Origin of the sequence: Nonomuraea sp. NPDC050153, assembly GCF_044460125.1 — a bacterium.
Classification (GTDB): Bacteria; Actinomycetota; Actinomycetes; order Streptosporangiales; family Streptosporangiaceae; genus Nonomuraea.
The window spans coordinates 378,555-391,334 of record NZ_JBITJQ010000001.1 but is presented as its reverse complement, the minus strand read 5'-3'; the positions used below and the strand labels follow the sequence as shown (position 1 = coordinate 391,334).

Sequence of the window (12,780 nt, the reverse complement as noted above, 5' to 3'; positions counted from 1 at the left end):
CCCGACGAGGTGCGTGCCCCAGAGGACTGGCTCACCGAGGTGGAGACCGAGCGGGCCGGGCGGTTCAGGTTCGAGGCGGATCGAGCCTGTTTCGTGGCCGCCCACCTGCTCGTACGGCTCTGCGCCGCCGCCGTGCTCGACGTCAGGCCGCAGGAGCTGACCCTGCGGCAGCACTGCGACCTGCACGGACCCGGGCACGGCAGGCCGTACATCGAGGAGGCGCCCGAGCTGGGCGTCAGCTTCAGCCACACGCGCGGCTACGTGTGCGCGGCGGCCGGGCCCGGCAAGGTCGGCGTGGACGCCGAGCACGTGCCGCCGGGGCCGCTGGACCCGCTGCTCGCGGACCGGGTGCTCACCCCGCGCGAGCGCGCGATGGTCACCGGAAACGACGAGCTGATCCGGCACTGGACGCGCAAGGAGGCGCTGATCAAGCGCGGCGAGCTGACGCTCGACAAGCTCCGCGCGGGCGGCGACGACCTCGGCGACCGTCACCTGCTCGAATGGAGCGTCGGGCCCGACATCAGGGTAGCCGTCGTCACGGACGCCCCCGTCAGGCGGGTGCCCATCCCCCACGAATAAACTGGCACGCATGTTCTACCGGAAGTCACTGGAGGAGCGGATCGCCGACCGCATGGCCCAGCGGCGGCCGCTCGAAGAGGGCAAGACGTTCGAGCATGGGCCGGCCAAGTTCGTGTTCATCTCCTTCATCGTCATCGTCGTGCTGATGCACGTGATCGGCGTCGCCATCGCCATGCACTACTTCAGCTGACCCGCCCCCACCCCTCTGTCAGCGGCGGCAGGTCGGGGTGGGGTCCAGGAAGACCAGGCTGATCCCGGAGAAGCGCTCGCGCAGCCGCTTGTCCACCTCGTCGCAGGCGATCTCCACGCCCGCCGCGCTCGCCACGTCCACAAAGTCGATCTTGGCGGCCGGCGCGGCGGGGAAGTAGTCCCGCAACGCCGATCGCAGCCGCAGCATGTGACGGGTCCGTTCCCAGGCTCACGCCACCCAGGGCGGGCACGACATCCCATCAGTGATCAAGACCCCCGACCACCGGTGAGGGCACGGTCTGTCCCCAGGGCTCGAAGATCGGTCCAGCGTCCGGAAGTGCTCGCTCACCAGCGGCCACCAGGCACCGAGTCTGCCCGATCAGCGGACCCGGTAGTTCCCGTTGGCGTCCGGCGGGCCAAGCACCCCAGACGACCTGCCCAGCGGGACGTACAGGGCTTGTACGCGATCCTCACCACCGGAACCGCACCTCACAGCGCGTGTCCTGAATCACGCGGTACCACCCGAGGGGCCGATGGAAGCCCGCGGAAATCGAGCAGAAAGCCGGCGTGTGGATCATCTTTAGCAGCCGTTACTAGGAGGATCCACCGACATGCCCGCTCCGAAACACACCCAGACCGCATTGGCACCCGACGGCCGCCGGGTGACACTCTCCTGCCGCAGCGAGAACGTCCAGGGCGACTGGCAGTGGCAGATGCGGCTCACCAGCAAGACCATCGCCGTCGGCCTGGGGGTGGCCGGGCCCGGCTATGCCGACGGCGCGATGACGGCATTGAAGATGGCCGTCAAGCAGCAGATCGTCTACCGGGCCCAGCCCTTGCTCGTCATGCTCGACGCCACCGAGGAGAGCTGGATGGCGGCGTGGAAGGGCCCGTACCACACGCTGCACCTGGGCGGGGCCGCGCCGTCCCCCGACCTGGGCGTCATCACCGGCCTGCTGGACCAGCTGTCCATCACCGACACCCCGGACGGCTTGGTCGTCACTCCGCAGCCGGGCAGCGACATCGTCATGTGGGGCATGTACGGCATGAAGTACACCCACGCCGGCAAGATCTCCTTCTACCCCCTGGAAGACGCCCAGGGCCTCCTCCCCGAGGGCGAGGAGGGCTTGGCGGTCGATCACGGCCGGGTCTGGGCCAAGACCATGGAGGTCGACGGCCAGGAGCGAGGACGCAAGTACCTGCACGCCGGCGGCAACTCCGTCGCACTGGTCAACGACAGCCTCGGCCGGCTCCCCTGGGTCACCAAGGCGGATCAGGAGGAGCTGCTCCAGTCGCTCGAGATCAGGTGGGGCCGTTGACCGCGATCCTGTCCGCCGGGCTCGTGCTGGCGTGGGTCGCGATCGGGCTGCTCGCCTTCGGTTACGCCGGCCTGCTCGGCAAGCTGCGGGAGATGCAGGAGCAGCGCAGGCCCGGCCCGAGCCAGGTCAACCCGGAGCTGGCAGCCCGCGACCAGGGTCACCGGACCCTGGTGCTGGCGCTGTCGTCCACGTGTTCCACCTGCGACCTGGCCTTCGCGGAGTGGCCCGCGCTGGCGGCCCGGCTCGACGCCGCCGGCCACCGCACGCTGATCGCCAGCATGGACGACTCGCCCAAATGGGCGGAGCGCGGCGCCGCCAACGTGATCCTCGCCGGGGAGCTGTCCTCGCCGTTCCTCATCGTCTACCAGCCGGCGTTGCTCGTCTTCGACGACAGAGGCGCGCTGCTGTCCGCCGACCCGATCGGCTCCGCAGAGGGGCTGCACGCGTCGTGCGAGCCGTTCCTGGAGCCGGCGACCTCCGCCATCTGATGAAAGTGAAGCCAGCATGAGCATGCTCGACCAGATTCCCGTCATTTCCGACGCCCCCCGAGCCGGCCGCGACATGCCGCGGCCCGCCGCCGCCTCCGGACAGGCGGCCGCGCTTCCCCTGTCCGCGCCGGGCCGGCGCACCTTCCTCCGTACGGCGATCATCGGCGGCACCGCGCTGGCGATGACCTCGCTGGGGTGGATCGCCGACCGCATGCCCGCCTTCGCCGTCAGCAGGACGACCCGGCACGCCTCGCACTGCATGGGCGTGAGCGTGTCCGGCGACACCCCGTGCTGGGGGCGTACGTCGATCTCGTCGACCCACTGCGCGAGCGACCACTACCACCGCACGGACACCGGCGGCTCCGGCAGCTCCTTCTGGTACGACTACAACTGGGTCGCCGCCTGTGGCGGCGCCGCAGGCTGGTACTGGTCGAGCAGCGCCGGCAAGTGGAACTGCTGGGACGGCGAGTACGACCAGTGGGTGTCCGGCTCCAGCGCGAGCGGCTACACCACGATCTGCAAGTACAAGTACGCCTGAGTCACCCCTCGACGACGCCTCCCGGCGGAAGCGGCAGGACGTAGCTCGCCCCGTCCGCCATGGAGACCCTGATCTCGATCTCCCACGGCCGTGCCGTGCGCGTCTTGCTGATCCCCGAGGCGCGCACGGTCGTGCTCTGCCCTTCCGCGGTGGTCACGGTCGCGGTCCGGCCGGGGGCGATCGAGACGATCACGAAGGTCCGGCCCTGCGTCATGCGTACGGCCGCGAACCCCAGCCCCGACGGGCGGGTCCTCTCGCACACCTCGTCGCCCTGCACGCAGCCGAAATCGTAGGACAGGTAGTCGCTGACCCGCCGGAACGGCGTGCCATCCGTGCCCGCCCACAGCTCGGCCGCCTTTCCTCCCTTCGTGCGTTCCTCCTCCTTGGCCTGCCTGGCCAGGACGACCAGGGTCTCCGGACCCGCTTGGCCGTACACCAGGACGTCGGACGGGCCGAGCGGGCGGCCCAGTTGGCCGCCGAGGCGGCTCAGCGGGTCCGCCGGGGGCCGCGCCGAGACGGAGACCGAGGTGGTGGCCGAGGGGGGCGCGGTCACCGGGACGAGGACGAGGGAGACGGCCAGGGCGGCGCCGCCCGTGGCGACCGCCAGTCCGGCCACCGCCACCCGGGAACGCCGGCGCCTGGCGCGGGCGCCCATGATGACCTTTCCGCTGATCCCCGCGGGGAGCACAGTGTCCTCGGTCGCCCTGTCCAGCATTTCCCGCAGGTCCGTCTCACGCATCGGCGACTCCCATCGACGTCTTCAGATCGGCCCGCAGCCTCTGCAGTCCGCGTGATGCCTGGCTCTTCACCGAGCCCACCGAGCCGCCGAGGTGCGCGGCCGTCTCACTTTCCGTGTAACCCAGCCAGAACCGCAGGACGATCACCGCCCGCATGCGCGGGGGCAACCGACGCAGGGCCGCAAGCACCATCTCCCGGTCGTCGGACCTGCCGAACTCGTCGGCCCCCGCCCGTGCCTCCAGGTCGTCGGGCGAGCGGCGTCTGACCCAGGGCGAGCGCCACCAGCTCGTCGCCCGGTTCAGCATCGTGCGCCGCACGTACGCCTCCGGTTCCTGATCGCGCAGCCGGGACCAGCGCAGCCACACCTTCTCCAGGCCGTCCTGAAGCAGATCCTCGGCGCCGTCGCGGTCGCCGCACACGAGCACGGCGAACTTGAGCAGGCGTGGCCCGCTCGCCGCCACGAACGTCCTGAACTCGTCTTCCGAACCAGCCGGGGGACTCTCCACGTACACATAACGCCATAGCCCACACCAAGGTTGAACGTCCAACACAAGAAGTGACTGAAGGAAAGGAAGAGGAAAGAGGCCGGAAAGCGAGGCACGTGATGATGATCCGCATGACGTTCACATCGGGGGTCCGGCACGACTGGCGCAGTTCGCCCGTGGCGGTCGGCCTGGCGTTGGCCCTGGCGGCCATGGCCGCGAGCGTGCTCGCCCACCTTCTTCTGACGGGACCCATGGTCGCGCTCGTCGCGATCGGCGCGGCCGGCGTGGTCGCCGGGTACTCGACGTCGGGCTCGGTTTGAAGCCACAACTCAGCAGGTTTGCTGACCTCGTCGGTCTGGCGGGGAACGAAGAACGTCGTCTACTTCAACCGCGGGCTGCTTCTCGGCGGCACCGCGACGGGTCTGCTCCTGCTGCTCCCGGCGGCGGTGACGCATACGGCGATTCCCGGCTCCTGGGCGGTGCCGCTGATGCTCGGGCTCGTCGTGCTCGCGCTCGGCTGCGACGTGAAGCTGCTGCCCTTCCGGTTGCCGCAGAACGCCAGGCAGGTGCCCAGTAGCATCGTCGCTCGGTCGGACGGGAGCGGGGCGCTGCAGTTCGGGTTCGAGATGGGGACGGGTCTGCGCACGTTCATGCCGACCCATCTGCCGTATGTGCTGGTGAGCCTGGTCCTGCTGGGCGCTCCTTGGTGGACGGCGCCGATCGCGGGCTTCTGCTTCGGAGCGGGCCGTGCGATCATGGTCCTGTCTGCCGTCCGGCTTGGTAACGCGGCCGACTGGGATCGTCATTTCGCGGCTCGTAAGAAGGTCATACTCGCCGGGTGCTGGCTCAGCATGGCCTGCGCGCTCGCCGTCATCGTCATCTCGGGAATGTCATAGAAAGTGGATGCGGATGACCGTGGGTTCCATCGGCGTACTGGGTAGTGTGGGGCTGTTATCCCCCGAAGGACTCGTCAGCCCCCGGCCTCCGGTCGTCAGGGCGCTCCTGGGAGCGCTGGCCGCGCACGCCCCGGAGCCCGTACCGCCGGCCCGTCTCATGAACACGATCTGGGAGCAGGATCTGCCCGCCAACCCGAAGGGCACCCTGCACCTCACGGTCCACCGGCTGCGCCGGTGGCTGGAGGAGCAGGCGGGCGGCTCCATCGTCCTCGTCACGGGCTCGGGCGGCTATCGGCTGGACATGTACGAGGGCACCACGGATCTGGCCGAGTTCCGCGCGCTGACGGCGGCCTCGGACGACGACGAGGGGACTCTGCACCGGGCGCTCGCGCTCTGGCGGGGACGCCCGTTCGCGAACGTCCCCGAGGACCGGGTCGACACCGAGCTGGTCGAGACGTTGCTGGCCGAGCGCCAGGCGGTGGTGCGCAGGTACGCGAAGTCCGCGATGGAGGGCGGCCGGCTGGAGGCGGCCGAGTCGTTGCTCCGGGCGGCATGCAAGGCCGACCCGATGGACGAGGAGGCCCATGCGCTGCTGATCGAGGCCCTGTCCGGCATGGGGCAGATGGCCTCGGCCCTGTCCGTCTACGATCACATCAGGCGGCGGCTCTCCGCCGAACTGGGCATAAGCCCAGGCAGCCGGCTCAAGCTGGCCCATCAGCGGGTGCTGAAAGGCCCGGTCATCACGTCCGGGTCCAAAGACGGCCCCGATCCGATCTGCCTGACCGGGCGCAGGCAGGCCCTGGAGTCGCTGTCCGACGACCTCTGCCGCAGCCGCATCGTCACGCTGACCGGCCCGCCGGGGGCCGGCAAGTCCGCGCTCGCCCTGGCGGCCGCGAACATGGCCGCCGTCCGGCTGGAGTGCGCCGTCACCGTCGTCGACCTGGAAACCCAGGGCCTCAGCGGTTTGGGAGCGCTCCCGACGGGGCGTGGCCCGCACATCCTCGTCCTCGACGGGTACGGCGGGCAGGTCGTGGACGTGAAGGCGGCGATCCACGCCCTTGTCGGCTCCTCCCCCGACCTCGTCGTGCTCGGCACCGGCTCCCGCGTGCTCGGCATGCCGGGAGAGGTCACCCAGACGCTGGGTCCGCTGGGACCTGCGGACGCCGCGGACCTGCTCATCAGCCGCGCCACCGCGTTCCTGCCCAGCGCGTTCCACGCCCCGGAGAACCGCCATTGGGTCGATCCCCTTCTCGACCAGGCAGGCGGCCTGCCCAGCGCCATCGAGATCGCGGCCTCGTTGCTCAGGACGCTGACCCCCGACCATCTGGCCGGAGTCCTGGCCAGGGACGCCCGCATGCTGCTCGACGGCAGGGACGCCGCTGGGACCACCCTCTCCCAGCGGATCCTGCACGCGCATCGTGCTCTCGAAGAGCGGGAAGCGCTGTTGCTGACCCGCCTGGTGGGGCTGCCGGGAGAGTTCAGCCTGGCCGACGCCGAAACCTCCTGCGCATGCGCGATTCTGACCGAGAGCCAGGTGGTCCGCGGGCTCATCGGGCTCGTCGATCAGTCCTTCGTGCAGCCCGTCGACCACTCGTACGGCCGTCGTTACCGGATTCTCGAACCGATCCGCTGTTTCGTGGCGGACCTTTCCGAATACGCGGGCGAGCGAGACAGCGCGCAACCTTCTCTCGAAAGCGATGCATCCCTTCATCCTTCGTACGCGGGTGCGCGCCCGCGGTCGTGTGCCTGACCAGCTCGCCGCCCCCGGGCCGGAGCCCTTCCGCGGCCGGTGCGCTGACGCGTGCCGCGCCGGCCGAGGTTGCGATCATCCCTCGTGAGAACCCGCTTCCCCCGGCCCGCGCGGTGCCGTGGGCCGGGCGGGGTGGACTGTCGGCAGGCCGGCCTCCACCCATGCGTCGAACCCTCCGATGACGTCGGTCGCGTTGTACAACCCGAGCTCCCGCAGCGTCGCCGCGGCCAGCGAGGACGAGTACCCCTCGGCGCAGATCACGATCCACTGGATGTCGTGGGAGCCGGCCTCGGGAATGCGGGACTCGCACGTGGGGTCGAGCCGCCACTCCAGGTGGTTGCGTTCGATGACGACGGCTCCGGGGATCTCCCCCGCGGCCCGGCGCTGAGACTCGGGCCGGGTGTCGGCGATCTTCGCTCCGCGGCCCACGGCGGCCCACGCCTCGGCGGGCCGCAGGCGCTGGAGCCCTGCGCGAGCCTGTGCCAGCAGCCGGTCGACGTCATTCCCGCGAGCGGCATACTCGCAGGTCGTTGTCGACGCGCTGGGTGATTCCACGGGCATCGAGACACTCCAGGAGAGGTAGGGCGACGCGGCGGCTGGTGGCCAGGGCGACCCGCGCATCGCCGGCGGTGAAGGGTGAGGGAAGTCCCGCGAGCGTGTCCGCGGCCCTGTCCAGCGCGTCGGGCAGGAGCACGACGTTCTTTCCGATCGACGTCACCGCGCCCGAACGAAGCGCGGCCGCCAGCGCCTTGCCCGTGAGGCCGAGTTCGTCCAGGCGCTCGGCGGTGGGGGCGTTGAAGGGGTGCGCGGCGAGGTCGGCGGCCAGCTCCGCGACCGCCTTGGCGATCGCGGGAGGCAGCGACCTGACGGCGGGAAGGATCCGCCCGCCCTCGACCACCAGCGGCGGTGCCACGAGTGCCTCGGCGAGTCGCCGATCGGGCAGCCTGAGCAGCTGGGCCGCAGCGTCCACGGTGATCCCCGGATCGAGCGCGGGCCGTCGCGCGACGTGCTCGGCGAGACGACCTGTCAGCGACGACCAGTACCCTGGGTCGGCGTACCAGTCGCCGGCCACGGGCGACCCGCTGGGCGGGCATCCCATCGCCGTGAGCTCCCTTCCCGTCAGCAGGCCATGCCAGCGCAGCATGTCCGCGGAGTCGGGCAGGCCCACTTCGTCGAGCTCGGCCGCCCTGGCGGCCGCGGCGCCCCGGCGCCGCAGTGCGGCGGGACGGATGTCCAGCACGCGGAGTCCGGCGACGATCTCCCGCCTGCCGGGGTCGCGGAGCAGGCCCCGGTCTCCCGTCCTGAGCGGCAGGGAACGGCTGAGGGTGAGCCTGGCGGTGTCAGCGCCCAGGAAGCGGAGCCTGACGGGAACGGCGGCCGATCCGAGGTGGAGAACCGCCTCCGCCCGATGGTTCATACCGGAATTCAGTCGTACGTCGATGACCTGGGTGGGCATCCAGGCCTCCGGTGTCACCAGGGCCATGCCGCGGAACAGGTCGTCACGGTCGATGCCCCGGAGGTTGACGGCGACGCGGGCGGTCGCGGAGACCCGCTCCGCCGTCTCACCCAGTGTCTGGAGTCCGCGGATCCTGACCCGATGCCCGCCCGTGTCCAGCTCGTCGCCGACGCGGAGCGTCCCCCTGGTCAGCGTTCCGGTGACGACGGTCCCGGCCCCTGTGACGGTGAACACCCGGTCGATCCACAACCGGACGGCATCCTCCGTGTCCGGCTCGGGAAGCGCGGCGGCCAGCCGGGCCAGGGCGGCGTCCAGCTCGTGGAGCCCCTGCCGGGTCCGCCCGCTCACGACGACGCTGTCGATCCCCGCCAGACCGGTCTTCTTGAGGTGACCGTGAACCTGCCTCAGGGCAGGCTCCGGATCCGCGAGGTCGGCCCGGGTGATGACGGCGAGGCCGTGCCGTACGCCCAGAGCCTCGAGTGCGGCCAGGTGCTCGGCCGACTGGGCCTGCCAGCCTTCGTCGGCCGCCACGACGAACATCACCGCCGGGCACGGCCCCACTCCGGCCAGCATGTTGGTGACGAACCGCTCGTGCCCGGGGACATCGACGAACGCGATCCGCTCACCCGATCGCAGTATGGTCCAGGCGAACCCGAGGTCGATGGTCATGCCGCGGCGGCGTTCCTCGGCCCAGCGGTCGGGCTCCATCCCGGTCAGCGCCCGGACCAGCGTCGACTTGCCGTGGTCCACGTGCCCGGCCGTCGCGATCACTTGCACGCGTGCTCCACCGCGGCGGCGATGACCTCGTCCTGACCGGGCTCCACCGCACGCAGGTCGAGCACCAGCCGCCCGCCCGTGATCCGGCCGATCACGGGAGGATCGTAGGAGCGCAGTCGTACGGCCAGATTCTCGTCCACGGCGATTCCCGCGCTGGGCAGCTCCACTCCCGGTGCGCCTCCGCCGCCGACCCTGGCAACGGTCGGCACCGCCTCCGCGCAGCCGCCGAGCCGTCGCGCGAGGCGTTCGGCGCGTTCCCTGAGCTCGGCGGCGCTCGCGTGCAGCGACCGGTGCACCGGCGGTCGCGGGCCGCGCAGGGTCGCTTCGAGCGCGGCCAGGGTGAGCTTGTCCACCCGCAGCGCGCGGGCGAGGGGATGGCGGCGCAGCCGTTCCACGAGGTCTTCGTCGCCGAGCAGGAGGCCCGCCTGCGGGCCGCCGAGGAGTTTGTCGCCGCTGGCGGTGACCAGGGCCGCTCCCTGGAGCAGTGCAGTGGCCGCGTCCGGTTCGCCGGGCAGCAGTGGTTCCGGGCGCAGCAGTCCTGAGCCGATGTCGGCCACCACGGGCGGCCCGATCGTGGCGAGCTCCTCGATGGGGACCTCGGAAGTGAATCCCTCGATCCGGTAGTTGGACGGGTGCACCTTGAGGATGAAGCCGGTGTCCGGGCCACAGGCGTTCTGATAGTCACGCAGGGCGGTCCGGTTGGTGGTGCCGACCTCGCGGAGCCGGCAGCCGGCGGACTCCAGCAGCTCGGGCAGGCGGAATCCGTCGCCGATCTCCACCAGCTCGCCGCGGCTGATGACTATCTCCCTGCCCGGCGCGAGCACCGCGGCTGCGAGCACGAGTGCGGCCGCGTTGTTGTTGACCACGTGCACGGCCCGCGCCTCGGGGACCGCCTGTGCCAGCGCGGCGAGAGCCGTACGGCCACGGCGGGCGCGCTGCCCGCCGGCGAGGTCGAACTCGACGTCGGTGTAGCCGGCGGCCTCGGTGACGGCCGCGACGGCGGCGGGCGAGAGCGGAGCCCGGCCCAGGTTGGTGTGCACGAGCACACCGGTGGCGTTGACGACGCGCTTGAGGCCGCCGGCGGTCGCCGGCAGCAGGGCGAGCGCGGCGTCCACAGCGTCATCGGGGCGGGCCAAGCCCTGGCGGACCCGTTGCTGGGCGTTCGCCACCGCCGCCTTGACGAGGCTGCGGCCGAGCGTCTCCTGCGCGGCGGCCAACCGAGGTTCTGCCAGCATGACATCGGTCCGCGGCACAGAACTGCGTCGATCCACTCGCGACCATCCCGGGTTTCGCTGATCAGCGGAGGCGGACGGGAATCGAACCCGCCGCGCCGAGATGCTCGGCGCCACTGGTTTTGAAGACCAGGAGGGCCACCAGACTCCTAAACGCCTCCGAAGTGGATCATAGACCCATGAACAACATCAGGCTTACGCAATACGGCAACGGAGGCGGCTGCAGCTGCAAGATCCCTCCGGGCGAGCTGGAGGATCTGGTCGCCGGACTCACGCCGACCTCCTCTCCGCCGGCAGGCCGGTTACTGCTGGGCATCGACCAGGCGGATGACGCCGCGGTGCTCCAGGTGGAAGACGACACCCGGGCCATTGTCGCGACGACGGACTTCTTCACCCCTGTCGTCGACGATCCGTACGACTTCGGCAGGATCGCGGCCACCAACGCGCTCTCCGATGTCTACGCCGTCGGCGGCGAGCCCGTCATCGCCCTGAACCTGCTCGGCTGGCCCCGCGGCGTCTTGCCCCTCGAACTCGCTCGCGAGGTGCTGCGCGGCGGATCGGCGATGGCACAGGCAGCGGGCTGCCATCTTGCGGGGGGCCACAGCATCGACGACCCGCACCCCAAGTACGGGCTGGCCGTCACCGGCCTCGCCGACCCGGGCCGCCTGCTGCGCGTGGACGCCGGCAAGCCCGGCATCCCACTCACCCTCACCAAACCTCTCGGTATCGGGGTGCTCAACACGCGGCACAAGGCAACCGGGGAGGTCTTCCCGGAGGCGGTCGCCGCGATGACGACGCTCAACCGCGACGCCTCCCGGCTGGCGCTGGCCGCGGGGGTTGAATGCGCCACCGACGTCACCGGTTTCGGCCTTCTCGGCCATCTCTACAAGCTGGCCAGGGCGAGCGGCATCTCCGCCGTCGTCGACAGCGCCGCCGTGCCTTACCTGGACGGAGCCCGAGAGGCCATCCGTGACGGATACATCAGCGGCGGATCTCGCCGGAACCTCGACTGGATCGCCTCCCACTGCGACTTCGGCGACCTGCCGGAGGACGAGCGACTGCTCCTCGCCGACGCACAAACCTCGGGCGGACTCCTCATCGCGGGCGAAATCACAGGTTTTCCGGTGATAGGCGAACTCGTCCCTCGCGGCGAACACCTGCTGATCGTGAAATAAACCCGAGCCCCGATACCGCGCGAAGAAAAGGACCTGCAGCGAGGGTGTCCAAGACCTGTTCGTGCCGACAGAGACGAACACCCTCGCGACAGTGGTGGTCGGCCGGATCGGCGGATTCGAATTAAGGTCGGCCGCATGTCGCGACCGGGACCAGGCGGCGGCCGAGCGGATCGCCGCCCGCGGCCTGCTCGCCACGCGCCACGCCCGCCCGAAATGCCGGAACCCCTCAGGCAAGCACAGAGAATTGAAGCGCTCCCCACGGATGAATCCGGGGGATTCCAGCCGTCCCGACCGTGCGGCTACGCGCATGGTCGCGACGCTGTTGCTTGGCGATTCACCTTCCGGCCCCGCTCGCGCGGGTTTCCACGCCCCAACCCGCGATCCCGTTCTGGGTGACGCGGGCTCCGCCCTCCCGGCGGTGAGTAGATCATGCCGTGGCCTCCCTCGCGAGCTTGGTTATCACTCACGTGTTCGACCGCGACCCACCATACCCGCGCGTGGTGCACTGCCGCAGCCTGTTCCCGTCAATGCACGCTCGCGCCCTGGCGGGCACTCCCGCGCCGGGCTCACCCCCATAGCTGAAGCCAGGGTCCGCGCCCGGCATCCTCGATCGCAGACGCTCTCCCCTGAATCCTCGTGCGATAGATTAGAGATCATGAGCGCGCCTCGCTGGCTTTCACCCGCCGAACAGCGTGCCTGGCGCACGCATCTGGCGCTGCACAAGCTTCTCATGCACCGGCTCGACCGTGAGTTGCAGGAGTATCAGCTCTCGTTGAACGACTACGAGATCCTGGTCAACCTCTCGGAGAGCGAGGGGCGGCGCATGCGGATGAGCGACCTGGCCGACGCGACGATCCAGTCGCGCAGCCGGCTGTCGCACCAGATCTCCCGCATGGAGGCCAAGGGCCTGGTGACCAGGGAGGACTGCCGCGACGACCGGCGGGGCACGTTCGCGGTGCTGACCGACGAGGGCTGGGAGACGATCCAGCGGGTGGCGCCGCACCACGTGGCGAGCGTGCGCGAGCACTTCGTCGACCGGCTCACCGACGACCAGCTCGAAGCGATCGAGGCGGCCTTCGCGCCGATCGTCGAGCGCCTCAAGAAACTGCGCTGAAGAAACCGCGCTGAGGACGGCGGGCTGAGGACGGCGGGCTGAGG

At 70.5% G+C, this 12,780-nt stretch carries 16 protein-coding genes and 1 tRNA gene; 10 read left to right on the top strand and 7 right to left on the bottom strand.

The features are described from left to right. The first annotated feature begins 9 nt into the window (after positions 1–9). Positions 10–579, top strand: a complete 570-nt coding sequence (locus ACIBQ1_RS01850) for a 4'-phosphopantetheinyl transferase family protein (RefSeq protein ID WP_397274027.1) — start codon at positions 10–12, stop codon at positions 577–579. Between the two features lie 10 nt (positions 580–589). Next, complete coding sequence (locus tag ACIBQ1_RS01845) at positions 590–769, top strand: hypothetical protein (RefSeq protein WP_350726448.1); 180 nt, start codon at positions 590–592, stop codon at positions 767–769. 18 nt (positions 770–787) lie between these two features. On the opposite strand, the gene ACIBQ1_RS01840 is transcribed toward ACIBQ1_RS01845, so the two are convergent. Continuing rightward, positions 788–976, bottom strand: a complete 189-nt coding sequence (locus ACIBQ1_RS01840; protein WP_397274026.1) for a hypothetical protein — start codon at positions 974–976, stop codon at positions 788–790. Positions 977–1,379: 403 nt separating this feature from the next. Between ACIBQ1_RS01840 and ACIBQ1_RS01835 the strand changes: the two genes are divergently transcribed. Genes ACIBQ1_RS01835 through ACIBQ1_RS01825 form a run of 3 tightly spaced genes read left to right on the top strand, consistent with a single transcriptional unit; the run spans position 1,380 to position 3,113 of the window. Next, positions 1,380–2,087, top strand: coding sequence for a hypothetical protein (locus ACIBQ1_RS01835; RefSeq protein ID WP_397274025.1), 708 nt, complete (start codon positions 1,380–1,382; stop codon positions 2,085–2,087). Continuing rightward, a complete protein-coding gene (locus tag ACIBQ1_RS01830; protein ID WP_397274024.1) occupies positions 2,084–2,575 on the top strand; it encodes a hypothetical protein in 492 nt (163 codons plus the stop codon). Before ACIBQ1_RS01835 ends, ACIBQ1_RS01830 begins: the two co-directional genes overlap by 4 nt. Positions 2,576–2,591: 16 nt before the next feature. Next, positions 2,592–3,113 (top strand): hypothetical protein, encoded by a 522-nt coding sequence (locus tag ACIBQ1_RS01825; RefSeq protein ID WP_397274023.1) that lies wholly within the window; start codon positions 2,592–2,594, stop codon positions 3,111–3,113. Between the two features lies 1 nt (position 3,114). Here ACIBQ1_RS01825 and ACIBQ1_RS01820 read toward each other — a convergent pair whose 3' ends face one another. Further along, a complete protein-coding gene (locus ACIBQ1_RS01820; protein ID WP_397274022.1) occupies positions 3,115–3,852 on the bottom strand; it encodes a hypothetical protein in 738 nt (245 codons plus the stop codon). Further along, a complete protein-coding gene (locus tag ACIBQ1_RS01815) occupies positions 3,845–4,357 on the bottom strand; it encodes a SigE family RNA polymerase sigma factor (RefSeq protein WP_397274021.1) in 513 nt (170 codons plus the stop codon). Before ACIBQ1_RS01815 ends, ACIBQ1_RS01820 begins: the two co-directional genes overlap by 8 nt. Before the next feature lie 110 nt (positions 4,358–4,467). Here ACIBQ1_RS01815 and ACIBQ1_RS01810 point away from each other — a divergent pair, with 110 nt between their 5' ends. The 3 genes from ACIBQ1_RS01810 to ACIBQ1_RS01800 are packed head-to-tail and all read left to right on the top strand — an operon-like array spanning position 4,468 to position 6,982. Then, on the top strand, positions 4,468–4,656 hold the full coding sequence (locus tag ACIBQ1_RS01810) for a hypothetical protein (RefSeq protein WP_397274020.1): 189 nt from the start codon (positions 4,468–4,470) through the stop codon (positions 4,654–4,656). Positions 4,657–4,674: 18 nt separating this feature from the next. After that, positions 4,675–5,232, top strand: a complete 558-nt coding sequence (locus ACIBQ1_RS01805) for a hypothetical protein (RefSeq protein WP_397274019.1) — start codon at positions 4,675–4,677, stop codon at positions 5,230–5,232. A 13-nt stretch (positions 5,233–5,245) separates the two neighbouring features. Continuing rightward, on the top strand, positions 5,246–6,982 hold the full coding sequence (locus tag ACIBQ1_RS01800; protein WP_397274018.1) for a BTAD domain-containing putative transcriptional regulator: 1,737 nt from the start codon (positions 5,246–5,248) through the stop codon (positions 6,980–6,982). A gap of 75 nt (positions 6,983–7,057) precedes the next feature. On the opposite strand, the gene ACIBQ1_RS01795 is transcribed toward ACIBQ1_RS01800, so the two are convergent. The 4 genes from ACIBQ1_RS01795 to ACIBQ1_RS01780 all read right to left on the bottom strand — a co-directional run bounded on the left by ACIBQ1_RS01795 (position 7,058) and on the right by ACIBQ1_RS01780 (position 10,608). Further along, positions 7,058–7,537, bottom strand: a complete 480-nt coding sequence (locus ACIBQ1_RS01795; RefSeq protein ID WP_397274546.1) for a rhodanese-like domain-containing protein — start codon at positions 7,535–7,537, stop codon at positions 7,058–7,060. Then, positions 7,482–9,215 (bottom strand): selenocysteine-specific translation elongation factor, encoded by a 1,734-nt coding sequence (gene selB, locus ACIBQ1_RS01790; RefSeq protein WP_397274017.1) that lies wholly within the window; start codon positions 9,213–9,215, stop codon positions 7,482–7,484. Before selB ends, ACIBQ1_RS01795 begins: the two co-directional genes overlap by 56 nt. Continuing rightward, the gene (selA, locus tag ACIBQ1_RS01785; RefSeq protein WP_397274016.1) at positions 9,206–10,468 is read right to left on the bottom strand and encodes an L-seryl-tRNA(Sec) selenium transferase; all 1,263 of its coding nucleotides are present in this window, start codon (positions 10,466–10,468) and stop codon (positions 9,206–9,208) included. Before selA ends, selB begins: the two co-directional genes overlap by 10 nt. Before the next feature lie 46 nt (positions 10,469–10,514). Further along, positions 10,515–10,608 (bottom strand) — tRNA-Sec (locus tag ACIBQ1_RS01780). 18 nt (positions 10,609–10,626) lie between these two features. Here ACIBQ1_RS01780 and selD point away from each other — a divergent pair. Continuing rightward, complete coding sequence (gene selD, locus ACIBQ1_RS01775; protein WP_397274015.1) at positions 10,627–11,622, top strand: selenide, water dikinase SelD; 996 nt, start codon at positions 10,627–10,629, stop codon at positions 11,620–11,622. 655 nt (positions 11,623–12,277) lie between these two features. Further along, positions 12,278–12,736 carry a MarR family winged helix-turn-helix transcriptional regulator gene (locus ACIBQ1_RS01770; RefSeq protein WP_397274014.1) on the top strand — a complete coding sequence of 153 codons (459 nt, stop codon included), beginning with the start codon at positions 12,278–12,280 and terminating at the stop codon, positions 12,734–12,736. Positions 12,737–12,780: the final 44 nt, after the last annotated feature.